The organism is Rivularia sp. PCC 7116 (genome assembly GCF_000316665.1).
Taxonomy (GTDB): Bacteria; Cyanobacteriota; Cyanobacteriia; order Cyanobacteriales; family Nostocaceae; genus Rivularia.
Genome location: NC_019678.1, coordinates 7,370,429 through 7,397,404, shown reverse-complemented (window position 1 = coordinate 7,397,404; position 26,976 = coordinate 7,370,429). Strand labels below are relative to the sequence as shown.

Genomic DNA, 26,976 nt, shown 5'->3' with positions numbered 1-26,976 from the left:
ATCGTAGCAAATATTATGTTTGAGTAATATTCCTCCATTGAAGTAAAATTTTCACAAAAAGAGATTTGATTACCTCATGTTTGATTCGCCTTCCTTGTCGGCTAATCAACTGTTGATGGGTTTACCTTCTGAAGAATATAAGCGCTTAGTTCCGTATCTAAAACCTGTTAGTTTGTCCTTAGGGCAGGTTATTTATGAACCGAAACAGTTGATAAAAGAAGTTTACTTTCCTTTAGAAGCAATGATTTCTTTGGTTTCGATTATGAAAGATAATTCGACTACCGAAATTGGTTTGGTAGGCAATGAAGGAATGGTTGGTCTTCCAGTATTTTTAGGAGGAAATACTGCGACAAATCGTGCAATCGTTCAGGTTCATGGTAATGCATTAAAAATGGATGCTTCGGTACTTAGAAGCGAATTTGAAAGAGGAAAAAAATTACAGCAAAAGCTGTTACTCTATACTCAAGCTAGATTAACTCAAATATCACAAATAGCAGCTTGCAAATCGCATCACTTGATTGAAGAAAGACTTGCTCGATGGCTGCTTTCGGTTAATGACTGTGTAAATAGAGATGAGCTACCGCTCACCCAAAAATTTATATCTGAAATGCTTGGAGTCCGTCGCGCTAGCGTTACAGAGGCAGCGATCGCGCTTCAGAAAGCAGGTTTAATTAGCTATAGCAGAGGGCAAATCACTATTCAGCAAAGGAAACAGCTCGAAGAGGCAGCTTGTGAATGCTATGGACTAATCCGTGATGAATTTAAGCGCTTACTGGGATAAAGCAGCTTGCTAAATTTTTATATTTTCTTCAACTTTTGAAAATATATGTACGATACCGTACTGATTTTTTCTGGGATCGAGGTATTCTTTTGTTTACAGACATGCGGTGTCAGCAAACGTAATACCATCTTTGATTTTAGATTTTGAGTAGCTGCTGCTTTTCAATTTAATTTGATATAGCAAGCTTGGGAAGTTTTAATAAATTGGACATTGAATTGCCCGATCCTTAAGATGTCTGGCTTTAAAAATCTATTTTCAACTTGATATTGTTAAGAGAACTGATGCTGTAAACAATTCCAAAGGCAAAATGCCTGTAAGCATCAGCAGATATTATTTATTTTTCTGGTGTGGTGAGGTATTTTCCCCAATACGACTCAATTAAGAAGATTGTGTTCTTTGATATGTCAGACGATATTGATGGTGCAATAGTCAATCAGCTGCTAGCAGCTTTACCCTCAGAAGATTATCAACGACTTGTTCCTCATTTAGAACCCATTGATTTAATCGCTGGAGAAGTATTATGCGAGCCAGGAGAAGCTATGACGGAAGCATACTTCCCTAGTTTAGCTATGATTTCTTTAGTATCAATAATGGAAGATGGTTCTACAACCGAAATAAGCTTAATAGGTAAAGAGGGTATGGTAGGGCTGCCGGTTTTCCTAGGCGGTTATTCTACTACAAGCCGTGCTATTGTTCAAATTGAAGGTTCTGCGCTGAAGCTAAATGGCAACATTTTAAAAAGTGAGTTTGATAGAGGTGGAGAGTTGCAAAAACTCTTGTTACTTTACACCCAAGCACTTTTCACTCAAGCTTCCCAAAATGCTGCGTGCAATCGACAGCATAATATTGAAGAAAGACTCGCTCGTTGGCTATTGACAGCCCAAAATTGCGTTATGAAAGATGAGTTATATCTCACACAAGAATTTATATCTCAAATGTTAGGAACTCGTCGTTCGGGTGTAACTGTTGCAGCAGGAACTTTGCAACAAGCAGGAATGATTCGTTATACCCGTGGAAAAATTAGCATCCTCAATCGGCAAGCCTTGAATGATACAGCTTGCGAATGTTACCGCGTTATCAAAGATGAGTATACTCGCTTGCTCAACTCAAAATGGAGTTGAATCGAAAGTACGATAACGTACTGACATGCGAGAAATAATTATGGCAATCTTGAATACTGAAGAAAGCTGTAGTGGAGATTATTTTATCAAAACGAGTAATTTTTCCCAAAGCTGAAATTGAAAAACTCTTCCTGTTTTTATTTTAATGATTTTAATTTGAGAGCATGGAAGAGTTAATGTTGTCTTATCAAAATTAAAGAGTATATTAAAATGAGCAAATAAACTATAGTTTATTAGTTTAAAAGCCAGTAGATTTGAGCTAGATAATTATTTGACAGTAAATTTATTTAGATAAAAAATATAATAATTAAAAAATATTTTTTTGTAGATGATATTGCAAAAAAATCATAATATATGTTTTCAAACTTACCTTTATCGGCACGCTTATTTAGTCCTAACTAATGCACTGACTTTTTCTCAGCCTCCTGGCTAGGAGCTACTCACAGTGTTCTCAGTTTCGAGTCCGAAAACAAGTCAGGGTATGGATTTATTCTCTCAATGCCATTGCCCTATAGATATATACCCAATTTATATTGGCTAGTAATTATATTAATTACTTGCACCCCATTAGAGACAAATAGGTAAATTCATATGGCAACTTCAAGGGTGAATATATGTTTGATAACAATCAAGAAGCAGAGCAAGAACTAAAGTCACTGGTACTCAGGGGTGCATGTCCATGCTGTAGTTCTGTAAAAATAAAATATCGTGAATATATAACTAACCGTACATTTGGATTCCAATGCTTTAATTGTGGTTGGAAAGCTCAATATAACTTGACTGAATTAAAAGAAGCTTCAGAAAATTGGTTCCCTACACAAAAGTAAAAAATATTTTTAATCGCCTCGAATAAATCATAAAATAAAATAAATTATATATATGATTCAGGTAGGAAGTTTAGTAAAAATACTATATCCAAAATATGTATTTGATTTTCATGGTGTAGTTGAAGCTTCAGAAGATATAACAGGTCGTTGGATAATAAGGTTAATAGACAACACCTTAGACAATAGTAAAGAACCTATATTGTTGTCTTTAAACGAGTCAGAGATTGAATTAATTTTTATATATAACGCTAATTAGTTTTGGGTAAATGGTGAAAATTGTAAGTATCCCAAAATATGATAGATAAAGAATATTGATGTATTTCATGAATCCCGATGGTTTTCAGAGAAACGCGATCGCAGCCCATAGTTTAAGGCATTATATGGTTTCTCTAATAGTTAAAAAGCTGGGTTTAGGTAAGCCAAGGTATTTAACAAAAAAACTTCCCTTCCTTATACCGATTCAGCATTGACAAAAAAGTACTTCCCTAATGCAGTTCTAATTGGTACATTAGCCTGGAAGCAACCTATAATTTCTATGTCTACACGTGTTTCACCCCCATCCAAGCTTTCATCAGCAACCACACTTGCTCTTTCCTCTCTCCACATACGTTTGGCAACTTTGGAAAAAGAACATCAGTGGTTGCTCAAGCAAATTAAGAAAAAACGCACCGAACAGAAGAACTTTCTTGAGCAAATGCGTTCTGTAGCCACAGAAGTACACAGCAGATGTACTCCTTGTTTTCAAAAGATGGCAGCTTTAGATGAAGAAATACATTCGCTATTTGATGAAATTTTAACTACACGGAAGTTAGGAAAGCAGACAAGAAAAAATATCGAACAGGTTTATCGAAGTCTTCAAGTCGCTGGAATAATTAGCGTTAAACTTAATCTGACGCAAGATGGTGATATTGAAGAAGATTTTTTTGTAGGGGAAGAAGAAAATGAGTTTTTCAATAATCCCGATCGAGATAGCGGCGAATATGATGATAGCCATAGATATCATGCAGAGCAACAAGATTTTTCGCCTATGAATAAAACAGTTGAATCGAAGAAGATTCGTCAAACATTTTTAAGGTTAGCTGAGATATTTCATCCTGATAAAGTGACAGATAGCGATATCCAAATGCACCACACAGAAATCATGAAAGAAATTAATAGAGCTTACCAAGAAGGTGACTTGGCTCGATTGCTGGAAATCGAAAAATTACATCAGGTTGAAGAATCTTTTTCAATTAACAGCGAAGACGATTTAACTAGAAAATGCAATAAATTGGAACAGCATAATGATTTTCTAAAAAGCCAATATGAAAACTTAAAAAGTGAGTTGAGAATGGCAAAGAATACCAATGAAGGGCAGATGGTTTCTGGTTATCGGAAAGCTGTTAAAGAAGGAATAGATCCGATTTCTCAAACCGTAGAACAAGTAGAATCCGAAATAGAAGTGATTTCTTCAATTTGTAACTTTGTAAAAAACTTTAGAGATAAAAAAATTACCATTAAAGATTTTCTTGCCGGACCACCAGTTTTACAACAAAGAAATCAAGAAATAATTGACGAGCTTTTTGAGGAGATGTTTGGGGAATTTGAGGAATTTTAAGCTTTTGAAAAAGATTTTTGGATTAGAAATTTTTATTTTGGGAAGTAGAGATACAGAAGTACTGCATCTCTATTTTTTATTTTTAGAAAGTAGAAATATTACCAATTACCCATTACCCATTACCTATCATCAGATTTTCTATTGCTAGATTAATTAATTTTTCCCCTTCTAAAACCGTTTCCACTTGATTAAATTGCTGTCGTAATTCCGCAGCACCTTCAAAACCCTTTGCATACCAAGCCATATGTTTACGCGCTTGATAAATCCCCCTATTTCCTTTGTATTCCCACAAAGCTCTTAAATGTTCCTTCGCGCATTCCAGACGTTGAATAGTTGTTGGGGGAGATAACTTTTCTCCTGTTTTAAGAAAATAATCAATTTCTCCTACTAAAAACGGATAGCCCAAAGTACCTCTCGAACACATTACCCCATCAGCACCAGTTATTTCCAAACATTTAATTGCTGATTCAACAGAAAAAATATCTCCATTGGCAATTACTGGAATATCAAGCACCTCTTTAACTTGAGCAATCCATTCCCAGCGAGCGTTACCATTGTATCCTTGAGCGCGAGTACGCCCATGAATAGTAATCATTTGCGCTCCTACATCCTGCATTCTTTTAGCAAAATCAATAATAGTAATTTCCGCATCGTCCCAACCGATACGAGTTTTTACTGTTACGGGAATATCTACCGCACCGACAACTTCTTTAACTATTGCTTCTGCAACTTCTGGCTGCCTTAATAAAGAAGAACCACCGCCTTTTCGGGTAACTTTGTTTACCGGGCAACCCATATTTATATCAATCGTATCTGCCCCTTCTGCTACTGCTTTTTGAGCAGCTTGGGCGAGAAAATCCGGACGACAGTCAAACAACTGAATGCTTATAGGACGTTCGTTTACATCAACATCCATAACCTTGGGTAATTCTTTGACATGAGCTAAACCCGAAGCATGAACCATTTCGGTATACATCATTGAATCGGGTGCGTAGCGACGTACCAAACGCCGAAATACCATGTCAGTCACGCCAGAAAGGGGCGATTGTAAAACTCGGCTGTTAACTTCTACCGAGCCAATTTTTAAAGGAGTTGAAAGTTTAGTTTTTAGTTCTGGGGAAAAATGGGAATTGGGCATTGGGGATTAGGAATAAATTATTGATCTTGATTTTCAACTTGTTTTTTAACTACTTTTAAATCCAAATCTAAACCTTGGGCAATTTGTTCTATACTTAAACCCAATTTTAATAATCTAGGTATAGATTCAATACGCCCTTCTTGTCTTCCTTCTTCTTTTCCTTCTTCAACTCCTTCTTGATAAACTCGGGTTTGTTTTAAATCGCTTAATCCAAACATTGCTTCCATCTCCTTTCTATTCATTCGGGGAAACTTATAAACTAAAATTGTCTCTATCAATTCTAATAACTGTTTTTGCTGCTGTTCGGTATTGATTTCTTGCTGGGTTCTTGCAATTAAATCTTTTGCTGCGACGATATAGGAATCCTAATTGATTTTTGAAATATACGTAGGGTGTGTTGTCGCGAAGCGCAACGCACCATGATATAAGGGTTTCGGTGCGTTAGACTAGCGTCGTAACACACCCTACAAATACCTAGATTTTTTCAATATTCAAAACGGATTCCTATAGATGTATTTTCATCTTCAATTATTAGTTTTATGGTAGCAATTCCGACTGCTAAGGATGTTGTCTCCCCTAATTCATCAAGATAAATTCTATTTACACGCCCGCTGTGAAAGAATTCGCTGTAATGATTCGTATCTGCTGTATCTATACAGCGACTGGGATAGATTACTATTCCCCGCCAAGGATTTTTAGTTTTGTTTTGACGGAGGTATAAAAATACTTCAGAGAATAGTCTTGAATAAATTTCTTCATCGGTTTGAAATTGAACTTCTACAAAATAAATCGGATTTTCTTCTCCTTGAGTGGGTAGAAAAACCCCATCAATTCAGAATGCTGTTTGTTTGATTTCGACAGATGAGAATTCGTAAACATCTGCTGTTTGAGGTAAATCACCAATTAATTCAAAAAAGATGCTGGGGAATTCTTTAAAAAGACGGTAGAAAATGCTGTCTGTTTTCACACTGATTGCTGTTAAAAAGAGAAAAATGCTGCTACTTGAATCTTTTTTAAGCAACAATAAACCCTATTTTCTCTTAAAAGACGGCAAACACCACATTAATGTTACGGTTCACCCGAATTACTCATAGTATTAATTCTCATACATTAGTCATTGTGCAAGCAAACACTGATTGAGCCATCAACACTGGATTGTTGCATAACCGTCCAATTACGGGTTCGGGAAACCACCCTTCATTCACTGGCTGCACAGGCTCAGTATATATAACAGTGTAAATAGGATAGCCAGTGGCTCAATGCTCAACAAGCGCTTTCATATTGATGCCTTTAGTGGTTGCTTTTAAGAGCCAGTTACCTCAAAATTAAATCTTTTATATTCTCATTCATTGTTTTTGTAGTTATACGGAGCCAAAAATAAAATGGCAAAAGTAGTTGGAATTGACTTAGGTACAACTAATTCTTGCGTAGCAGTAATGGAAGGTGGTAAGCCCACGGTTATTGCTAATGCTGAAGGTTTTCGCACCACACCTAGTGTTGTTGCTTTCGCTAAAAATGGCGATCGCCTCGTAGGACAAATCGCTAAACGTCAAGCGGTAATGAATCCCGAGAATACTTTTTACTCGGTTAAGCGCTTTTTGGGACGCAAGCACGAAGAAATTACTCACGAAGCAACCGAAGTTTCTTATAAAGTTGTTCGTGACGGCAACGGCAACGTTAAGCTTGATTGTCCCCAAGCTGGTAAACAGTTCGCTCCAGAAGAAATCTCTTCGCAAGTTCTTCGTAAGTTAGTAGACGACGCTAGTAAGTATACTGGCGAAACCATCACTCAAGCAGTTATTACCGTTCCTGCATACTTTAACGATTCTCAGCGTCAAGCAACCAAAGACGCTGGTAAGATTGCCGGTATTGAAGTATTGCGGATTATCAACGAACCTACCGCTGCTTCTTTGGCTTATGGTTTAGATAAGAAGAGCAACGAAACTATCTTGGTATTTGACCTTGGTGGTGGTACCTTCGACGTATCTATCTTAGAAGTTGGTGACGGTGTATTTGAAGTACTTTCGACTTCAGGTGATACCCACCTTGGTGGTGATGACTTTGATAAAAAGATTGTTGATTATTTAGCTGAAGATTTCCAAAAGCAAGAAGGTATTGATTTACGCAAAGATAAGCAAGCTTTACAACGTTTAACTGAAGCTGCTGAAAAAGCTAAAATCGAACTTTCTAGCGTTACCCAAACTGAAATTAACCTACCATTTATTACCGCAACTCAGGATGGTCCAAAGCACTTGGATACAACCATGACTCGCGCTCAGTTTGAAGAAATTTGCTCGGATTTAATCGATCGCAGTCGCATTCCGGTTGAAAATGCATTGCGCGACGCAAAATTAAGCAAAGAAAATATTGACGAAATCGTACTAGTTGGTGGTTCTACCCGTATTCCCGCAGTACAAGAAGTAGTTAAGCGCGTATTAGGAAAAGACCCCAACCAAAGCGTTAACCCAGACGAAGTTGTAGCTGTTGGTGCTGCAATTCAAGCTGGTGTACTTTCTGGTGAAGTTACCGGAATCTTGCTCTTAGACGTAAGTCCGTTGAGTTTGGGTGTAGAAACCCTCGGTGGAGTAATGACCAAAATTATTCCTCGCAACACAACTATTCCCACCAAAAAATCGGAAGTATTCTCTACTGCTGTAGACGGACAAACCAACGTAGAAATTCACGTACTCCAAGGTGAGCGTGAAATGTCCAACGACAACAAGAGTTTAGGAACCTTCCGTTTAGATGGAATTCCTCCCGCACCTCGTGGAGTACCTCAAATTGAAGTTGTTTTCGATATCGATGCTAACGGTATCTTGAACGTTACCGCTAAAGATAAAGGTACTGGTAAGGAACAATCCATTAGCATCACCGGTGCTTCTACTTTGGATAAAACCGAAGTTGAACGCATGGTAAACGAAGCAGAAAGCTTCTCTTCTACTGATAAAGAACGTCGCGAAAAAATCGACCGTAAGAACCAAGCTGATTCCTTGGCGTATCAAGCAGAAAAGCAGCTCCAGGAATTGGGAGATAAAGTTCCTGCAGACGACAAAACCAAAATTGAAGGTTTAGTCAAAGACTTGAAAGATGCTGTTGCCAAGGAAGACGACGAGCAGATTCAAAAAGTAATGCCAGAATTGCAACAAGCATTGTTTACAGTAGGTAGCAATATGTATCAGCAAGCTGGTGGTGCTGCTCCTGATGGTGCTGCTCCCGGTGGTGAAGCTCCTAACGGTGCAACTGGAGATGCAGATGCAGGTGCTTCGGCTGGTGATGATGTAATTGATGCTGACTTCACAGAGTCTAAGTAGTTATTGTACTGGTGAGCTAAAAACTCACCTCAATTTCAAATAGTATTTTTTATCCCCGCAATTTTTGCAATGTGGGGATTTTTGATTGATAAGCTGTTGTGCATTTTTAATGCACAATAGCAAGGAAGAAGCAAGAAGGAATAAGAATTGCAGCCATTAATCAATGCCAAATGAATATATAAGTTAAATGCCTAGCAGCTTAGTATTTTAAAAATAACTTCTTTAATTCATCCAAGATGTTTTTGTATTAGTTGGCAGTTGCTGTTGCTGCGGTTTAATTAAACTAATTAAGGTTGTAATTACAGGAATTAGAAAAGCTAAGACAAGAATAACGGCAGCTACTTGAAATATTACCGGTCTTTTTCGTCCCTTTGTGGGAAAACCGCAGCTAAGACAAATTTCTTCTTCACTACTGTTGAGAACACCGCAAACTTTACAAGGTTCTAAGGACATTTTTTTATACTAATATTTTCCCATTCAAATTAATGTTATATCCAAAAACGAAGCCAATGCCAAAATTTATCGCCAAAAGCCGCAGATAATAAACCACATATGACTGCCGATACAAATATTATTCCTAATAAAGCAGTAAATGTTTGAGCATCAGCGACAAATCCTAAAGTGAATGCGAAGAAAATACCAAAAATGAAACCGCAGCCAAAACGAGCAGTAAATTGAGCGCGATTATCATTTTTTGGGTTTGGTTGATTGTTTTGATTCATTTATTCATATATTTAAGATATCTGAGATATTTTGGCAAAATACCTTATTCTTATAGTTCCCAAATATATTTAGATGAATACAAAATTATTTAATTTATTCTGAAGAATCTTGAAATAGCAACAAACTATATTCTCCACCAGCTTGTTGAAAACCTATTCGTATATATACCGCTTGTGCTGCTAAGTTATTTTCAAATGTGAATAATACAGCTTGATATACTGCTTGGGATTTTATCGCTGATAACTAAATAAACGGATAGCGGCACAGGCATCTTGTATATTGCCCGTACCGCTAAAGCACTCGCGGGAGAAAGAGCAAGTGCTGTAATATTTGTTTTTAGGTTTATCTTGAGTTAGATTTTTTCTATTTATCCTCCAATTAGTTTCTGATTTTACCTTTGAGGCTTAATGATTAGAGTTTAATTTTGCGGGCATGTTAAAGTTACCGTGAGACGTTTTAACGCTGCCATTCCCATTTCCATTTCCGTTGGAATAATTGGGGTGGCGGGCTTGGATTACACCATAGCCACCGTGGTTGCGTTCGTAAATTACATTTATCTCGTCTGTTTCGCTGTTATGGAACATATAAAAATCGTGTCCCACCAATCGCAACTGCTCTAAAGCTTGGGAAACAGTCATCGGTGGCATGGCAAAATATTTGGTACGCACTACTTCTTCAGGTAATTCGGGAGTGCGATCGCCAATTAAATCCGTCACCATTTCTTCTGGAATTATTTCCTCAATATTATTAGTGCGATCGTGGATTTTCTTATCTCGTCGTCGCTCTTTGTATTTTCGTAATTGACGAGCAATTTTGTTTGCAACTAAATCAATACTGGCATATAAATTTTCACTGCTCTCCTCGGCACGGATAATGTTACCATTCGCGTAAATCGTTACTTCCGCTGTCTGGTTGGGATTAATTCGGGGATTCTTAGCTACGCTTAAATGTACATCCACTTCGTTGGTAATATGATGAAAATGATTTGCAGCTTTTTCGATCTTCTGATGCACGTATTCCCGAATTGCATCCGTGATTTCGATATTTTTGCCGTGGATAACAAGCTTCATGAAAACTCTCCCGCTTGAATATTTTATTTGGTATAAAGAATGATTGAACGAAAATTTACGGTTAGTTAAGCTGTGAAACGTTTACTTATAAAACGATTCTAAGGTTAATGCGAAATTTTCTCGAATTTAAGTTAGATTCCGGTTTAATCGGTATGACTTGCTTACTCTAACTGGTTATACAAAAGCCTAACTTCCCCAACAACTTTATAATAGTTACGAGGAGGCTTACCAAACGTGCTTTTCATAGACTACTAAACAAATTTTCTTGGAAGTTTACCCAATCAAAAAGCTGGGTTTCACGCCATAGGCTGTGTAATTCCGACTTTTAAGAAAGCGCTACGACGATTGCAGAGAATTCCTCCCCAAAACATTAAGCTATATACATCGATCTATATATTCAAATTAGCATTGGATTTTTTACAAAACCGGTTTATGTGACTTTCCTTTTAAATCCTTTACATTGCTTGACATTTATTGACTAAAACCAAGTAATTTGAAACACTCTCGGTACCTTACACATCTTGCCTTTTAGCTGTTTTCATAGTATGCCTGCTACATATAATCAATGTTTACTATATAACCAATTAGTGATGCCGTATTTGGATGCATGGATGTGGCAAAAAGAACTTCAAACTCAGCGCGTGAAAAACCCAGATTTGAATGATGTACTAATACTGTTAGAACATCCCCCTGTATACACTTTAGGAAAAGGAGCAAGTAGCGAATTTATCAAATTTGACCTTAATGAAAGTAGTCATGAGGTGCATCGAATTGAAAGAGGTGGTGAAATAACGTACCATTGTCCCGGACAGTTGGTAGGGTATCCAATTTTAAATTTAGCCCGTCACAATCAAGACTTGCACTGGTATCTACGTCAATTGGAAGAAGTTTTAATTCGTGTATTAGCGGTTTACAAATTGCAAGGAAAACGCATTCCGTCGCTAACTGGGGTTTGGTTGGAAGATCGTAAAGTTGCGGCAATTGGTATAAAGGTGAGTCGTTGGATTACCATGCACGGATTTTCGTTAAATGTTTGTCCAGATATGAAGGGTTTTGAGCGTATTGTACCCTGCGGCATATCTGATAAATCTGTAGCAAGTTTAGCTGAATGGATTCCTGGTATTACCTGTGGGGAGGTAAAGCATCATATTGCACGCTGCTTTGGGGAAGTGTTTGATTTAGAATTGATTGAGCAATCTTTATCTGGGATTCATCAATCTTGAGGGTAAGAGGTTGAGTAGGATAGGATGAACACTCACCCGAAATAGTTTAAACGTAATTATTTATGAAATTAGAAGCCAAATAATTTTTTGGGCGTTGCTGATTAAAAGTATGAATTGCCCCCGCGAGTCCCCAATTATCGGGGAACAAGATAATTGAAATCCCCCCTAAACGGGGAGAATTTAGGGGGCATCACTATGAAGGACAAAATAAATTCATACCCGGATTAAGCAACGCCATTTCTTGTATTCATCAATCTATAGTATATAAACTAAATTTTTTGTGTTTTTAGTGAAGAGTTTTTCTCTTAGTTTTCAGTTACCGGAAATTTAGTCTTCACGAATGAAATCATTATTTAATTCATTTTTCAAATCAAAACGTATTTATAATTTTCTGTGAAAAGCGATATTTCACCCGAGCCAGTAAAAAAAATAGCAGTAGACGCAGCGAAAAAAGTAGAAGTACATGCTCCACCTGTAGAAGAATTTAACGAGCGTGACTGGAAAATTTTGGTGGAATTATTTGACAGAAAAGATAGCGAAGAGATAGAAGAAGATATCAAGACAAAATTAAGCTGGCTGGCACCTGAACCCGTGTGGGAAGATGAATCACTAGACTTTTTACAGGAATTTTTGTAAAAGATTGAAAGTTGGGAATTGGGCATGGGAAGATAAAGAGAGAAAATTAGCTCCTAACTCTTATTCATAACTCCTAACTCTTATGAATACTTACGAAGGTGGATGTCATTGTAGTGCGGTACGTTTTCGGGTAGTAGTCGATAATTACAAAGCTGATAACTGCAACTGTTCAATATGTACTAAAAAAGGTTTTTTACACTTGATAGTGCCGCTAGACAAGTTTACTTTGTTGAAGGGTGAAGAAAATTTAACAACCTATACTTTTAATACTGGTGTAGCAAAGCATAAATTTTGTAGAAACTGCGGAGTTCATTCTTTTTATATTCCTCGCAGCCATCCCGACTGTATTGATGTAAATCTACGCTGTCTTGATGGAGATGTGATATCGCAATTTGAAATAGTACCCTTCGACGGCAGAAATTGGGAAGACAATATTCAGAACCTGCGGGAGAATAGGGGTGTAAGTAGCGAGTCATAAGTAGCAAGTTAGGAATTAAGCTCCTCATTTCTCGCTTCCCCCATCTCCTTTATGCAATTATCCCAACATCTGAATATTAGAAAAGATAAACTCCATAGTCATGGGTTTTCCTTCTACTTCAGTGGTAATTATCCGTTCGTTAAGAATGTGATAATCGCCTACTTTCTCATATTTATCTTCAAACTCACTTTTGTTACCTTTTTTTTCTCCTGTCTTCGGATCGTGGTATACCGAATCATAACGATGGGCGAGGTACCCTGCGCCAGTATCGTGGGTGCTGAAAGTATTGATGGTAATTACAACACCATGAATGTGGCGGTGAACGAGAACTACTTCGCGATCGCGAATTTTGTATTTATCTCCGGAAGACTTACCACCAACTAGTACTTCAACTGCACCGGATTGGTCAGTATCACCAGTACTAAATGTATTATCTTTATGAGAGTCTTCAAATTCCCGTCTGATACGGTGGATTGCTATTTCCCATAATTGATTATTAATTGCTTCTTTAGCTTGTTCGTCTTCTATATCAAAAACTTCTGCTTTCAAATCTGGATTAACGCGGACTTTTCCCTTAAATTCTTTACCGCCATATTTGTAAGTTACATCTGCGGTATAGCCGGGGAAATTCTTGTCCCAAGTGTAACGGTTTTCATAAGCAGCCCGTAAAAGTTGGCGGGCAGAAGTTTGAGCTACTGTCATATGTATCTCCTATGGTCTTTAGTTATGTTAACTCGAATCGGAAGAAGCCCTGCATATCCTTCCCGGCTTTATGATTACCTATATCTAGGAGAGGGGTAGACGGGGAAGAGGCATAGAGGGATTAGAAAAGAAGGAATTTTTATCGGTAATTTTAGAGCGGCTTAGAAGTAATTAGTATTCTAAGCATAGATTGCTTGGCAAATTGCTTCATGTTCAATTCCCAACATTTCATACCTAAATTAAGTATTTTTTCCTTTACATAACGCAATAATTCGTTAAGATTAATTTAACCTTGACTTGCGTAAATCGAAATCTCCGTAATCCCATGCAGTTAAATAAAAGTGCGTCCTTGGATTCCTCTGTTTTTAAACCATTATTGTTAATCTCGCCCTTTTTCCTTTGGGGTACCGCGATGGTGGCGATGAAAGGAGTTATTCCTCATACTACGCCTTTTTTTCTGGCAGGAATACGGATACTACCGGCTGGGATATTAGTTTTGGTTGCAGCTGTAATTATGGGTAAACCTCAGCCTCAGGGTTGGAAAGCTTGGCTGTGGATTGCTTTGTTTGGACTATTTGATGGAGCATTATTTCAAGGTTTTTTAGCTGAAGGATTGGTGAGAACTGGTGCGGGTTTGGGTTCGGTGATGATTGATTCCCAGCCTTTAGCCGTAGCGCTGTTGTGTTCTTGGTTATTTGCAGAAAAAATTGGCTTATATGGATGGTTGGGTTTAGCAATAGGCGTTACAGGTATTAGTCTTATTGGCTTACCCGATGAACTAATTTTCAGTATTTTTTCTAATACAGCAGAATCTTCGGTAATGATTTCTCAATCATTTTTCCAAAGTGGCGAATTTTTGATGCTACTTGCAGCATTGAGTATGGCGATAGGAACGGTAATGATTCGATTTGTCACCCGTCATGCGGATGCAGTTACCGCTACGGGGTGGCACATGGTATTAGGTGGTTTACCATTATGGGCAATTTCCGCAATAACAGAAACTCAACAATTAAATGACTTAGCTGCGTCAGACTGGATAGCTTTGGGTTATGCGGCTGTATTTGGCAGCGCGATCGCCTACGGTGTGTTTTTCTATTTCGCTTCTAGTGGAAATCTTACAAGTCTAAGTTCTCTAACCTTCTTGACTCCAATATTTGCCTTGATATTCGGCAATATCTTATTAAATGAAGTTTTGACTGTTCTGCAATGGGTGGGAGTAACTATAACCATTGTTAGTATTTATCTAATCAATCAACGCCAGAAGTTAGGAAAGCAGAATAACAAAGAAACTATACCTGAAATGGGACTGCAATCTGCCTCAGAACAATCCGAGAACAAGCTCAAACCTCTGAAAATACCAGTTAAACAGTCAGAACCGCAAATATTACCGTGAATATTACCGTAAAGCTTTTGGTGCAGATCGAAATTATTACGAAGTATCAACTACTTCTTTATCGATTCCTTAAATTTTTTTGTCAAGAAAAAAGTTAACATTTAAGTAATTTAAAGTTATTGTTGTGTCGATAACTTTTATACTACTGTTTTGTTGAAATTTGATGTATGAGCCGATGCCATTACTATCTAGTCATATTTACTTATCTGAGTAGCTTTGGATTTTACATGAATCCGGCTGCTGCTAATTACGATAAAACAGCGTTCTTCTTGGAAGTAGCTCAAGTTAATAACTCCTCAAATACTACCTCACCCTCTAACCTGGCAATAGGCAGTGTGGGAGAAGATGTAAGATTACTTCAAGCCCAATTAAAAAAGTTGGGTTATTACAATGGCATCGCTGATGGACAATTTGGCGTAACAACACGTCTTGCTGTAATTGAATTTCAGCAGAAGAAAGGTTTGGAAGCAGATGGTATTGCAGGCAGTCAAACCAGAGAACTTATAAAAGCAGAAACTTTAAAACAAGATAATCTTCTTCCTACACCTACCCCAGAACCATTATCTGAAGAAAGTTCTTCAAAAAAACAAGAATCTTCACTCAGCAGTTTTATTAAGCTTGGTTTTATAGTAATGGGAATATTGGCTGGTGCGGGTACTTTATTTTATTTAATTCAATGGTTTAGATATTCTAAGCGTTTAAAAAATTCCGCTGCTTATGATGATTATATAGATGACGATACCGACATAGCTCAACCATCCGAAAATAGATTTGCAGATACCAATCAAGAGCAAAAATACTTACCACCTAGCGATTACGAAGATGTACCATCTTCTAAATTAATACCCACAGAAAAAACTTCCCGTCTGGCTAAAATCAATGTTATTGATGAATTGATCGGAGATTTAGAAAGCTCTAACCCCACAAAACGAAGAAAAGCTATTTGGGAATTAGGACAAAAAGGAGATTCGCGAGCAATTCAGCCATTAGTAGAGCAGATGACTGATGCTGACTCGCAACAACGTAGTTTGATTTTAGCTGCTTTATCGGAAATTGGTACTCGTACCTTAAAACCAATGAATCGGGCTTTAGCGGTGTCAATGCAAGATGAAAGTCCCGACGTGCGTAAAAATGCTATCCGCGATTTAACTCGCGTTTATGACATGATGGCTCAAATTAGCCAAATGCTATCGATGGCAATAGATGATGAAGATCCAGAAGTCCAAGAAACAGCCAAATACGCAATTTCACAAATGAATCGCATCCGTGTTTTACCATCAGAAGAACCAGAAACACGGATTCAGTATCCACAAGAGTGGGAAGACAGTGAACAGTGAGCAGTGAGCAGTGAGCAGTGAGCAGTGAACAGTGAGCAGTGAGCAGTGAGCAGTGAGCAGTGAACAGTGAGCAGTGAACAGTGAGCAGTGAGCAGTGAGCAGTGAGCAGTGAATAGTGAGCAGTTGTGAATTAAATATTCTAATTTCTCCTTATCTCCCATGCCCAATGCCCCATGCCCAATGCTCAATGCCCAATGCCCCATGCCCAATACCCAATGCCCAATACCCAATGCCCAATGCCCAATGCCCAATTCCCAATCCGCTAGCGTTTAGTAACAGAGGCATTTTATATTTATTTAAATTAAGCCTTGAAATAATTTTTGCGAATGAAGTTACTGTTCGTTTCGACTCCCGTGGGACCTCTCGGTTCTGGATTGGGTGGTGGCGTGGAATTAAGTTTGTACAATATTGCTCGCGAAATAATTAGACGGGGACACGATTTACAGATTGTTGCTCCTGCTGGTTCAACTTGGGATGACTTACCTGTAATGCAGATTTCGGGTAATTTACAAATCATTGCCCAAAGCTTAGAACGTCAAACGCCGATTACAATGCCATGTAATCCACTTTTAGCTAATATGTGGGATTACGTCCGCCAAGTCGAAAACGAATACGATTTAATTGTCAATTTTGCTTACGATTGGTTGCCTTTCTACTTGACACCTTTTTTCAAACTTCCCATTGCTCATTTTGTTAGCATGGGTTCTCTTTCTGATGCTCTCGACCAAATTATTGTCCAAACATCAAAGCAGTTTCCCGGTACTATTGGTTTTTATACTCCCGTACAAGCTACTACCTTTCCAGAATTAACTCCTCCTATATATTATTTGAGCAGCGGCATTGATTTATCTTTGTATCAATTTTGCAGTAAACCTAAACAACAATTTGCTTGGTTGGGTCGTATTTCTCCCGAAAAAGGTTTAGAAGATGCCTTCGCTGTAGCAGAGAGTACTAACATTTCTCTCAAGGTTATGGGTAAAATTCAAGATGAATCTTATTGGCAGAAAATTCAGCAAGATTATCCAAATGCACCTTTTGAATACTTAGGGTTTTTATCTACTAAAGAAATGCAGCAAATTTTGGGCGAGTGTAAGGCGTTGATTATGACACCTCGCTGGGTAGAAGCATTTGGAAATGTAGCAATCGAAGCGCTAGCTTGTGGAGTTCCAGTAATTTCCTATAGTCGGGGTGGTCCTGCATCGATTATCAAAAACAACGAAACTGGCTTTTTAGTAGAACCAGACAGCGTAAGTGGATTAATAGAAGCAACAAAGCGTATAGAAAGCATAAACCGTCAAACTTGCCGCGATACCGCACAAAAAGTATTCTCTTTAGAAGTATTAGGCGAGCGTTTTGAAAAATGGTTTGTAGACATTTTGAATTTTCAGGCTTAAAATTCAAAACATTTCATAACTATTAATTATTTTTTCAACTCATTTTACGGATAAACACTTACCAATGGCGAACTAAGAAACACAGTTGAAAAATGACAACTTCCCCATCCATATCTATTGTAAATAACTATCAGTCAATGCAAGTTAAAACTCAATACCCCGATAATTTGTTGATACCGCAATCTTTACAACCTGGCGACTTATTGCGAGTAATTGCTCCTAGTGGTGCTTTACGAGAATTTGAAGCGCTTCAGCACGGTGTAGAAATTTGGCGATCGCGCGGTTATCGAGTTGAAGTAATACCGGAAATAGAAGACAGGTGGGGATATTTGGCTGGTAATGATAAAAATAGGCGCAATCATTTAGCAGCAGCATGGCAAGATCCCGAATGCCGGGGGATTCTGTGCGCTAGAGGTGGTTTTGGTACAACAAGAATTTTGGAAGAATGGAGTTGGATATTACAAAATCAAAAAACTCCCAATGCCCAATACTCCATACCCCATGCCCACTCAGCAAAATGGTTAATTGGCTTCTCGGATATTACAGCTTTATTGTGGAGTCTTTACAAAGCTGGAATTTGTGGAGTTCATGCGCCTGTAATGACTACTGTTGCTAAAGAACCGGCTTGGTCTGTACAAAGATTATTTGATTTGGTAGAAGGAAAACCCCTTGAATCCCTCACAGGAAAAGGATGGGGAGGTGGAACTGTTAGGGGTAGGTTATTACCGGCAAACCTTACTGTTGCTACTCATCTTTTGGGTACCCCAATGCAACCAGAACTTGACGGAGCTATTTTAGCAATCGAAGATGTGGGAGAAGCACCCTACCGCATCGATAGAATGTTGACTCAATGGCGAATGAGCGGTGCTTTAGCAAAGATAGCTGGAGTTGCTATAGGTAGTTTTACTAATTGCCAAGCAGCAAAAAATATTCCTAGTTTCACTGTAGAGGAAGTCTTGCGCGATCGATTAGAAGATTTAGGTATTCCCGTTGTTTCTAACTTACCTTTCGGGCATGAAGCACCAAATGCAGCTTTACCCGTAGGCGTTATGGCAACTTTGGATGCAGAACGAGGAGTGCTGAGAGTAAACAGTTAGCAGTGAGCAGTGAGCAGTAATTGTCACAAGACTCGGATGATGCGTGACATCACAAGTCTTATTATTACGTTGAAAATTGATCTAAATATCACAGCACTCTACAGAAAATGTGCCAGATGGGTAAGTCTTATCTTAGTAAGAGTATCTTTTTTACCAATTTTTATTAGCAAATAAAATACTGCTAATACAATATATTCTCAAAACCTCATTCACAACTAATTCCTGAATTAATAACTGTTCACTGTTAACTGTTAACTGCTCACTGCTCACTGCTCACTGTTCACTGTTCACTGTTCGCTGCTCACTGCTCACTGATTTCCGCAACCGACAAAAACTAATAGCTGGAATTACAGCCAAAACTAACGCTGTTATTCCTTGAGTAACTAAATACAAAGTGACATCCCGGTGTATTGCTGGAATCAAGTTTTGTACTGAAGAAATAAATAAGACTGAAATACTAATAATCAAATATGAAATCGAAGGTACAATATTCCACCACAATGCATTTTTTACGTATCTTCGCAACACTAACCACTGTAATAAACCCAGCCATAAACCGGAAAAAATATAAGCAGCAGTTGGCAATATTCTAAAAAATATAGCTGCTTGCATGGACATTTCAGTTGTTGAAGCAGCGATATGAGAAATGTATGTAATCCAGGCTTGAGAAACAGTATTTGCGACTAACCAGCCGATTGCAGTAGCAATCATCCAAGACCAGCCAGAAATGTATTTACTAAGAGGTATAGATTGGTCTGCTGCAAAAATTAATGCGAATAAACTACTCGCAATCAGCTTTGCAATTCTGTACCACAAAATTTCATTTTGAGCAAAATAAGCGGGTATATTCTCTCGCAGAATTTTTTCTAAAGCAAGACTAGCAATTCCTCCGCCAACCCATCCCAACATTGTCATAAACGTAAATAACAAAAAGAATCCTCGTCGCCCTGAACGAGGTATAAGCAAGGATTTTCTTTGTTTTACATTGGATTGGGATGGATTTTGTGGAATCTTTTTAAATAAAGATGGCATGAGAATGAGGAACAAAAGTAATTATTGTCTGGTAAATAGAATTGATTATCTACTGGATAATTTTTTAGCTTACCAATTGTATATTACTTTTTTAATTTCAGCATTCATCAGCTTGGTAAGTTGTATCTTTTCGCAAGCAAATTAAAATGGTTATATCAATTTCTTCTTTTCTCCCCACTTTTCCAAACATAGGTAATCTTCTGACGGGAAAAAAGTTAATAAAATAGTTTAAACCATTTTAAATATACTGCTTTTCATTTGAGTGCAATACAGTTTGAGAAACCTCACCCCCTTCCCCTCTCCTCATTAACTACAGGGGTGTATTTTATTCAACTGAAAACTGTTATATATCGCTACTTAATGGCGGTTATGACATTAATAAAGGCTGAAACCTACAACTCATAAACCTTTTACCTTTTACCTTTTACCCTTGACCTTCGCGTAGCACTATAGTTGCTTATATTTCTTTATTTCCTATTCCCAAAACTTCAATAACTTCCTCTTCTTCTTTAACATTCAAAGCATCGAGAGTATCCCAAATTTGCTGTAACATCGGCTGTAATCCTTCACCAGTCACCGCTGAAATTATAAAAACTGGTGCAAAAGAAAGATGATTTAATTCCGAGGCTAATGCTTCCAAATCTATATTTTCTTTATCAACAGCATCAATTTTATTCAAGGCGATAATCTGGGTTTTTTCTCGTAATTCTCGCCCATATGACTGCAATTCCTGCATAATCGTATTGTATTCACCGACTACATCTTCGCTGGTTGCATCAATTACATGCAGCAATAAGCGAGTACGTTCGATGTGACGCAAGAAATCGTGTCCTAATCCCGCACCTTGAGAAGCACCTTCAATTAAACCGGGAATATCCGCAAACACAGTACCGTCACCAGTCGGTTTTCTAACTACCCCTAAATTCGGTATTAAGGTAGTAAAAGGATAATCGGCAATTTTTGGACGTGCTGCTGATAAAGCCGAAATCAAAGTCGATTTACCAGCATTTGGTAATCCAATAATTCCTACTTCCGCTAAAAGTTTCAACTCCAAACGTAATGTTTTAATTTCTCCATCTAATCCCGGTAAGGCATGTTCTGGAGCGCGGTTACGATTGCTTAAAAAATACTTATTCCCCAATCCACCTTTTCCGCCTTCTGCAACTAGTAAAGTTTGTCCGGGTTTAGTTAAATCGCCAATCAACTCATCACTTTCCCGGTTGTAAACGGCAGTACCGCAAGGTACTTCTATTAATAAATCATCTCCAGATGCCCCGGTTTTATTTTTCGGACCACCGCGAGAACCGTTTTTTGCGACAAAACGACGTTTGTATCTAAAATCCAATAAGGTTTGCAAATTTTCTGAAGCAACTAAAATAACCGAGCCACCGCGCCCTCCATTGCCTCCGGAAGGACCGCCAGCAGGTACATACTTTTCTCTACGAAAAGCAACAATACCATCGCCACCTTTACCTGCTTCTACTTCAATTTTTGCTTGATCGATAAATTGCATGATTTAAAAAATGGGCATAGGGCATGGGGCATAGGGCATTGGACATTGGTTTTTGCACCAATTACTTACTACCTATTTGATATCCCAAGTTGAGCAAACAATAGTATCACCATAAGATAGTTACGAGAAACCTTTCCCCTTCTATTTCTAAGATAGCTGCCATAAAGTTTACTAACTTGAAAATAGTCAAAATTAAATTCTCCTATGCCCAATGCCCAATGCCCAATGCCCTATTCCCATTTAAACTAACTAAATATATTCCGAAATATCCTCTTGACAATCATCCGCTAAATAGGACAAAGCCCGAAAACGCAAGCCCACGAGTTGCTCGTAAAGCGGGTTTAATTTGCATAAAGGTGGAATATGCACGATTTTGCGTCCGAATAATTTCACATCTCGTTCAAAAGGACATTGGGAGGGAATCATTTTGCACAAAAAGTGGGCAACTTTAGGATCTTCAATGTTCAAACCATCAAGCCAATCTCGCAAAGGATTCAAGGCTTCGATTGGGGGTTTGCCTGGAGGTTTAAGAGGTGATGCAACGCCAGTAGATGCTTCTGCTGGTTGGGGATTTTCCAGAGTCTGGCGCAGAGATTCCAGCAGGTTTTCTGGTTCCCCTAAAGCTTCACAGAGCTTGTGGAGTAGTTCGTCTTCGCTAGGAGAATAGATTCCATCGGCAATGGCTACCATTACCGCTGTTCGCAAGAAGTTTTCTGCTATTGGGGTACTTTTACCAAAAACAGCAGCTAATTCTTCTGGCGTTATCGCTTCAAATGATTCTACATTCATCCCAGGATTTAATTTTTCCTGGGTGATTGAAGTTATCAATTGCTTTTCTTGCTCGTCAAAGTTTCCGTCAGCCCAAGCAATAGTCAGCAGCCCTCGCAGCCATGCGGATATTTGTTCGCTGCTGTAAGGAGATTGAACAGCACTTGTCATAACTCACGTCTCTAACTTTCCTGATTTACATACTAACTCGCCATCCAATTGTCTTTCTCAAGACTTATTGCCAATTTCTTTAAAAAGAATATATCTGATTGATATACACATAATTGCAACTAGCTTGATTTAAAAAAAAATTATGGATCATCATTATTGCTTTCGTAACTACCACAAACCAAGACTTACAGCGATGTTTTTTGACTTTGTAAATCAGAAAGTCATCAGAATAGGATTTATTGGATAATTTCTATTGAAGTAAAACTATTCTAATGATATTATTGATAATTATTTTTATTTATTTTTGAGAATAGCATTTCATTAATATCGTAAAAAGGTGCATTTTGAAAACCCAAGACAACCCCAGAAATATTCAAGAAATATTATTAATCTCTCTTTTAGAAAGGCCTATTGACAATTTTCTTACTTATTTTATCTGTAAAAATACTCAAGGTTCTGTAAAAGAGATTGTTGCTGGTTTAAATAGCCGTTGTCAGCGCTTAGATAATCGCAAAGTGCATGGGCTTGAATTGTATTTACCTGGCATACTTCGCTTACAAAGAAGGTTTTCTCGTAAAAGCAAACATCGTAATTTTATCGCTGCTTCGGTGGTAGATAATGATTGGCTTAACTCGCTACCATCAACAAGCTCTCGACTTTCTATGCTTGTAACAGAAGGCTTACAGATGTATTTAAGAAAACAGCAAGTTAAACAACTCTTTGATAAGCTTATTGAGAATTTTTCTAAATCGCAATTTGCATTTGATTCTAAATCATCCATGATGCTGAAGATTCAATTGCATCTAATCGAACATATGTCAGCAAAATTTGACTGGAGTATTTCAGATATCCGCGAGATTCAGAATTGGAAATCCGGTTGTCAGGTGATGGAAATTATAACCTTCGCAAACTTTGAAGTTAAAGTTGTGCAGCGTTTGTCTGTGAATTTGATCAAACGTTTGCTCTTCAAATATATTCCTCTCTTCAGAAACTCTTATCGCTTGGCATTTCAACTCACTTAAACCATAATTACAAACTTCATTCAGGTATAAATAATGTTTCACTTTGGCATCGAACATGAGGTTGCTTTCATTGATAATGCTGGAAATTTCGCTGACTTCTCTCAGGTAAATTTTGCTGATTTCAATCAAATAGTCGAAAGATTGCCTGTTTACAAGGATGATTATCCAGAATTGCGAATAGGTGATGCTGGCATAAAAGAAAAGCGTTGGTATATAGAAGGTTTTGAACGCTTTGCTGATTCAGAAGAAGTTGTCGAATGCCTACCTAAAGGTATCGAAATTAGAACAACTATCAACCCCGATATTAATAGCGCGATCGCCGAATTAGATGAAAGCTTCCGTTTACTCAAAGAAACAGCAGCGGAATATGGTTATTCACCGGCATTGATTAGCTTCAATCCCAACTACGATAAATTCGTTCCCAATCCACCTTTGAATAAATATGAAACGAAACGAAGGCAGGCTTCTCCAGAAAAGCAAACCGCCGATATTCCGATGCTAACTTATGGCCCGGATTTAAATATTTCGATGGTAGGCTTAACTACAGAAAAGATTATTGATATTGGCAGAAAGCTTACTTATTATAGCCCTTACATTATTCCCTTTAGCTACAGTTCTCCTTTTTATCAAGGTGCCTTGTGGGAAGGTTTTTCTGTCAGAACTTTCATGAGAACCGGAAAAAGACCTGCGGCGATGGTATTTTTAGAAAAACAGGAAGAACTAATCAAAAGCATCCCATCTCTAACTAAAATTGCTCGTATTCCAGCAGAAATTGGTCGAATTGAATTTAAAGCCTTTGATAGCTGTAGCGATTTTTCTATCTATGCTGGATTATTGGCTTTATTAAAAGGAATGATTTTAGACGACTCATTAACCGGTAGAGCAACTGTACCCGATGCCAAAAAACATCAAACCTCAGCACAAGCAGGATTTGATAACGAAGATATTTTTACAAGTGCAAAACAGATTATACAAGTAGTAGAATCTACATTAGAAAATGACCCTGACGTAAATTTACTCGCACCCTTAAAAACTCTTTTAGACAAGCGAGAAACACCAGCCCATAAACTTATTCGACTCTACAAACAAACAAACTCTATCGAAGCATCCCTCAAACAAACTTATAGCAGTTAACTAGTAGTTAACAATTATCTATTAACCGTTACAAAGTTAATAAATGGTTAAAGGATAAAGGAAACAACAAACTTTACGGCATTTTCACCTTTATCCTATAGCCCTTATTTTTTGGATTAGAAGAAAACTAATTAAGCCTTATTTCTTCCTGCTTTCTTGCTTGTACTTCCTGCCAAACATCTTCCCAACGTTCGCTAATTAAATCTCGAAGTTTAGCTAAATACTCCTCAGATTGATAATTGTCTTCCTCGTCTTTCAACTTGCTGTCAGTAAATACTAAGCTAGGTATAGTGGATGATACTTTAATCATGATAAATTTGACGACTTCAAGGACTATTGCAATTTTATAGCAGCAACTCTAGTAAGTTGTATGCTGTTTTACAAAAGGTGATAGTAAACTATATTTAGATATACATCAGTTCTCAGAATTTATAAGTACTTCCAAAACAATTTTTGAAAAGAAATTAGTAATTTTTGTATTAAAAGTCAGGGAATGTAAACATACTCACACGTAGACTTTTAGCAAATAGTAGTCAATGATACAAAAACTAATTACCTAAGTTTGTTTACTGAGAATACTAAAATATTTGGGTAATATTTAGGTAATTTAAATTCTAGCTTAATAGATAGTTATTAGCTAACATTTTATCGATCAAGTCTAGAAATATATTTAATTCAAGAATTAAACAAAAAAGATAAAGGACTGCTCATATTCTTAGCAAAACCAAGGATGCCTTTATCGCGATGCTCGTAAATTAATTTTCCTTGAGAGTCAAATAAAAAAGTTCCTCCGCGCTGTGTTAGATAAGCTGAATTAGGAACATAAGTACTCCAATTGCTCAAAACTTCAGTCATATTTCGCAAGCGTAATGTTGCTAGCTCAAAAGGACGCTGAAAATCTTTTCCTCCAGCAAGCTTAAAAAACGAACCTTTTATCGCTGGTAAAGGAGTTTCTCTAACAACTTCTGCATCTTCAATTAGCTGGGGTGCTTTTTTATCTCCTTTGTAACCCCTAAAAACTTCTTTCAAAGTTCCAGGGCTGCCAATTCCAGCACACATTAACATCAAGTTGAGCCAAGCATTTTGTGAAGTTGATAGCAAAGGGAAATTTATATTTAAACCGCGATAAAGTCCTAACTTCTGATGAATTTCAGCTTGAGCATCGACAAACAAGCATTCTTGGGGGAAACCAGTGTAGTTACAAAACTTGATACCAGAGTTGCGATCGCCGATGCCAATAGCACGTACTGTAACGCCTTTAGCTTCAAGCTTTGCTTTTTCTCTTTGCAACCACCAAGCATATTCTAAGTTATCAAAATCCCCCAACTGCGACCAAATCAGCACCAGTAGCTGTGAAGCGTTTGAGCAACCATCTAAAACGGGTTTAATTTCTCCGTCGCTAATTCGCAAGCGCTGAGTTTGACTCAAAACTGAGTAAACATCTAAGGAATTGGAAGTTGTTTGGGTATTCATGAGGTGCGAGCAACAGTCTTCACATATTATTTTAAAACTTATGTAAACAATTAAATTCTTTCAACAGGCTGTTTTCTGCCAATCGCAACGGTAATCACAACGATAATCGCAGTAAACATCATTAGATAAGTTATTTTTTCTCTGAGAAAAAAAGCAGAAAATAAAATACTCAAAAATGGCTGCAATAACTGCACTTGACTGACTCTAGCAATCCCACCTATCGCTAATCCGCGATACCAAGCGAAGAAGGAAAGAAACATACTGATGGCGCTTACATACCCAAAACCCAACCATGCAGATGGGGAAGCAGTTATACCGTTTTTTAAAGCAACCGAAGCAACGGGAATAATTAATAACGGTGCAGAAAACACCAAAGCCCAGCAAATAACTTGCCATCCACCCAAAATTTTAGCTAGTTTTCCTCCTTCGGCATAGCCAAATGCCGCTGCGATAACAGCGATTATTAAAACTATATCGGCAAACTTAATACTTCCATTACCCTCAATCAAAGCAAAGCTAACAATTGTCAGACTTCCAAAAAAACTTGCTATCCAAAATCCTAAAGACGGCTTTTCACCCATACGTAACGCCGCTACTATTGCAGTCGCTAAAGGCAAAATACCCGTAACAATTGCTCCATGTGAAGCTGGTAGTTGCTGCATAGCCCATGCCGACAACAACGGGAATCCGATAATTACCCCTGCGACAATAATGGCTAAACTTCCCCAATATTGTCGATGTGGTATTGGCTGCCGAGTTAAACGTAAAAGCACCATTCCAAAAGCCGCCGCAATAATAGCTCTACCTAAACCAACAAAAATAGGTTCGAAATCTGTTACAGCAATTCGCGTAGCCGGAAGAGTTCCACTAAAGCCGATAACACCCAGAAAGCCATAGAATAATCCAATAGTTTCATTATTTATTTTATTGTTTGCTTTTTTATTGATTTTAGTGATGCTTTTACCCATTGTGCTGTTAAAAAACTAATTTGAAATCAATTTCACAATCCCTTATAATCGATGATTTTAAAAGATA

The 26,976-nt window shown here is 37.7% G+C and carries 25 protein-coding genes and 1 pseudogene; 13 read left to right on the top strand and 13 right to left on the bottom strand.

The genetic code is table 11. The annotated features are described in order from the left end of the window. Positions 1–76 precede the first annotated feature (76 nt). From RIV7116_RS28410 to RIV7116_RS28390, 3 genes are all read left to right on the top strand, one after another. Positions 77–781, top strand: coding sequence for a Crp/Fnr family transcriptional regulator (locus RIV7116_RS28410; RefSeq protein ID WP_015121778.1), 705 nt, complete (start codon positions 77–79; stop codon positions 779–781). Between the two features lie 401 nt (positions 782–1,182). Then, the gene (locus RIV7116_RS28405) at positions 1,183–1,902 is read left to right on the top strand and encodes a Crp/Fnr family transcriptional regulator (protein WP_015121777.1); all 720 of its coding nucleotides are present in this window, start codon (positions 1,183–1,185) and stop codon (positions 1,900–1,902) included. A gap of 1,362 nt (positions 1,903–3,264) precedes the next feature. After that, on the top strand, positions 3,265–4,326 hold the full coding sequence (locus tag RIV7116_RS28390) for a J domain-containing protein (RefSeq protein WP_015121774.1): 1,062 nt from the start codon (positions 3,265–3,267) through the stop codon (positions 4,324–4,326). Between the two features lie 112 nt (positions 4,327–4,438). Here the strand turns inward: RIV7116_RS28390 and dusB are convergent, their stop codons facing one another. The 3 genes and pseudogenes from dusB to RIV7116_RS28375 all read right to left on the bottom strand — a co-directional run. Further along, on the bottom strand, positions 4,439–5,464 hold the full coding sequence (gene dusB, locus RIV7116_RS28385) for a tRNA dihydrouridine synthase DusB (protein ID WP_015121773.1): 1,026 nt from the start codon (positions 5,462–5,464) through the stop codon (positions 4,439–4,441). A 17-nt stretch (positions 5,465–5,481) separates the two neighbouring features. Continuing rightward, the gene (locus RIV7116_RS28380; protein WP_371261667.1) at positions 5,482–5,778 is read right to left on the bottom strand and encodes an Rpn family recombination-promoting nuclease/putative transposase; all 297 of its coding nucleotides are present in this window, start codon (positions 5,776–5,778) and stop codon (positions 5,482–5,484) included. Positions 5,779–5,972: 194 nt separating this feature from the next. Then, a pseudogene (locus tag RIV7116_RS28375) lies at positions 5,973–6,431 on the bottom strand (Rpn family recombination-promoting nuclease/putative transposase); the annotation flags it as partial. A gap of 415 nt (positions 6,432–6,846) precedes the next feature. Between RIV7116_RS28375 and dnaK the strand changes: the two are divergent. Next, complete coding sequence (dnaK, locus tag RIV7116_RS28370; RefSeq protein WP_015121772.1) at positions 6,847–8,775, top strand: molecular chaperone DnaK; 1,929 nt, start codon at positions 6,847–6,849, stop codon at positions 8,773–8,775. A gap of 222 nt (positions 8,776–8,997) precedes the next feature. On the opposite strand, the gene RIV7116_RS28365 is transcribed toward dnaK, so the two are convergent. The 3 genes from RIV7116_RS28365 to hpf form a co-directional block, all read right to left on the bottom strand. Continuing rightward, positions 8,998–9,228 carry a hypothetical protein gene (locus RIV7116_RS28365; protein ID WP_015121771.1) on the bottom strand — a complete coding sequence of 77 codons (231 nt, stop codon included), beginning with the start codon at positions 9,226–9,228 and terminating at the stop codon, positions 8,998–9,000. 35 nt (positions 9,229–9,263) lie between these two features. Beyond that, positions 9,264–9,497 (bottom strand): hypothetical protein, encoded by a 234-nt coding sequence (locus RIV7116_RS28360; protein ID WP_015121770.1) that lies wholly within the window; start codon positions 9,495–9,497, stop codon positions 9,264–9,266. A gap of 405 nt (positions 9,498–9,902) precedes the next feature. Further along, complete coding sequence (gene hpf / locus RIV7116_RS28355; RefSeq protein ID WP_015121769.1) at positions 9,903–10,568, bottom strand: ribosome hibernation-promoting factor, HPF/YfiA family; 666 nt, start codon at positions 10,566–10,568, stop codon at positions 9,903–9,905. A gap of 545 nt (positions 10,569–11,113) precedes the next feature. On the opposite strand from hpf, the gene lipB reads away from it, so the two are divergent. The 3 genes from lipB to RIV7116_RS28340 all read left to right on the top strand — a co-directional run bounded on the left by lipB (position 11,114) and on the right by RIV7116_RS28340 (position 12,905). Further along, positions 11,114–11,791, top strand: a complete 678-nt coding sequence (lipB, locus tag RIV7116_RS28350) for a lipoyl(octanoyl) transferase LipB (protein WP_015121768.1) — start codon at positions 11,114–11,116, stop codon at positions 11,789–11,791. A gap of 393 nt (positions 11,792–12,184) precedes the next feature. Next, positions 12,185–12,427 carry a hypothetical protein gene (locus RIV7116_RS28345; protein ID WP_015121767.1) on the top strand — a complete coding sequence of 81 codons (243 nt, stop codon included), beginning with the start codon at positions 12,185–12,187 and terminating at the stop codon, positions 12,425–12,427. An 82-nt stretch (positions 12,428–12,509) separates the two neighbouring features. After that, on the top strand, positions 12,510–12,905 hold the full coding sequence (locus tag RIV7116_RS28340; RefSeq protein ID WP_015121766.1) for a GFA family protein: 396 nt from the start codon (positions 12,510–12,512) through the stop codon (positions 12,903–12,905). A 57-nt stretch (positions 12,906–12,962) separates the two neighbouring features. Here the strand turns inward: RIV7116_RS28340 and RIV7116_RS28335 are convergent, their stop codons facing one another. Beyond that, positions 12,963–13,607 (bottom strand): DUF3386 domain-containing protein, encoded by a 645-nt coding sequence (locus RIV7116_RS28335; protein WP_015121765.1) that lies wholly within the window; start codon positions 13,605–13,607, stop codon positions 12,963–12,965. A 325-nt stretch (positions 13,608–13,932) separates the two neighbouring features. Here RIV7116_RS28335 and RIV7116_RS28330 point away from each other — a divergent pair, with 325 nt between their 5' ends. The 4 genes from RIV7116_RS28330 to RIV7116_RS28310 all read left to right on the top strand — a co-directional run bounded on the left by RIV7116_RS28330 (position 13,933) and on the right by RIV7116_RS28310 (position 18,828). Continuing rightward, complete coding sequence (locus tag RIV7116_RS28330) at positions 13,933–15,000, top strand: DMT family transporter (RefSeq protein WP_015121764.1); 1,068 nt, start codon at positions 13,933–13,935, stop codon at positions 14,998–15,000. A 167-nt stretch (positions 15,001–15,167) separates the two neighbouring features. Beyond that, positions 15,168–16,337 (top strand): peptidoglycan-binding protein, encoded by a 1,170-nt coding sequence (locus RIV7116_RS28325; RefSeq protein ID WP_044291241.1) that lies wholly within the window; start codon positions 15,168–15,170, stop codon positions 16,335–16,337. 326 nt (positions 16,338–16,663) lie between these two features. Then, positions 16,664–17,731 (top strand): glycosyltransferase family 4 protein, encoded by a 1,068-nt coding sequence (locus RIV7116_RS28315; RefSeq protein WP_015121762.1) that lies wholly within the window; start codon positions 16,664–16,666, stop codon positions 17,729–17,731. A 137-nt stretch (positions 17,732–17,868) separates the two neighbouring features. Further along, positions 17,869–18,828 carry an LD-carboxypeptidase gene (locus RIV7116_RS28310; RefSeq protein ID WP_044291239.1) on the top strand — a complete coding sequence of 320 codons (960 nt, stop codon included), beginning with the start codon at positions 17,869–17,871 and terminating at the stop codon, positions 18,826–18,828. Positions 18,829–19,101: 273 nt separating this feature from the next. Here RIV7116_RS28310 and RIV7116_RS28305 read toward each other — a convergent pair whose 3' ends face one another. The 3 genes from RIV7116_RS28305 to RIV7116_RS28295 form a co-directional block, all read right to left on the bottom strand. Continuing rightward, positions 19,102–19,860, bottom strand: a complete 759-nt coding sequence (locus RIV7116_RS28305) for a hypothetical protein (RefSeq protein WP_015121760.1) — start codon at positions 19,858–19,860, stop codon at positions 19,102–19,104. A 457-nt stretch (positions 19,861–20,317) separates the two neighbouring features. After that, positions 20,318–21,373, bottom strand: a complete 1,056-nt coding sequence (gene obgE / locus RIV7116_RS28300; RefSeq protein ID WP_015121759.1) for a GTPase ObgE — start codon at positions 21,371–21,373, stop codon at positions 20,318–20,320. Positions 21,374–21,622: 249 nt separating this feature from the next. After that, positions 21,623–22,312, bottom strand: a complete 690-nt coding sequence (locus RIV7116_RS28295) for a Mo-dependent nitrogenase C-terminal domain-containing protein (RefSeq protein ID WP_015121758.1) — start codon at positions 22,310–22,312, stop codon at positions 21,623–21,625. 344 nt (positions 22,313–22,656) lie between these two features. On the opposite strand from RIV7116_RS28295, the gene RIV7116_RS28290 reads away from it, so the two are divergent. Both RIV7116_RS28290 and RIV7116_RS28285 read left to right on the top strand, forming a co-directional pair. Then, positions 22,657–23,334, top strand: a complete 678-nt coding sequence (locus tag RIV7116_RS28290; protein ID WP_015121757.1) for a polyketide biosynthesis O-methyltransferase — start codon at positions 22,657–22,659, stop codon at positions 23,332–23,334. Between the two features lie 33 nt (positions 23,335–23,367). After that, entirely contained in the window at positions 23,368–24,468 is a 1,101-nt protein-coding gene (locus RIV7116_RS28285; RefSeq protein WP_015121756.1) for a hypothetical protein, read from the top strand. Between the two features lie 127 nt (positions 24,469–24,595). Here the strand turns inward: RIV7116_RS28285 and RIV7116_RS28280 are convergent, their stop codons facing one another. The 3 genes from RIV7116_RS28280 to RIV7116_RS28270 form a co-directional block, all read right to left on the bottom strand. After that, positions 24,596–24,778 (bottom strand): hypothetical protein, encoded by a 183-nt coding sequence (locus tag RIV7116_RS28280; RefSeq protein WP_015121755.1) that lies wholly within the window; start codon positions 24,776–24,778, stop codon positions 24,596–24,598. 365 nt (positions 24,779–25,143) lie between these two features. Then, positions 25,144–25,941, bottom strand: coding sequence for a peroxiredoxin-like family protein (locus RIV7116_RS28275; protein WP_015121754.1), 798 nt, complete (start codon positions 25,939–25,941; stop codon positions 25,144–25,146). 50 nt (positions 25,942–25,991) lie between these two features. Continuing rightward, complete coding sequence (locus tag RIV7116_RS28270) at positions 25,992–26,909, bottom strand: DMT family transporter (protein ID WP_015121753.1); 918 nt, start codon at positions 26,907–26,909, stop codon at positions 25,992–25,994. Positions 26,910–26,976: the final 67 nt, after the last annotated feature.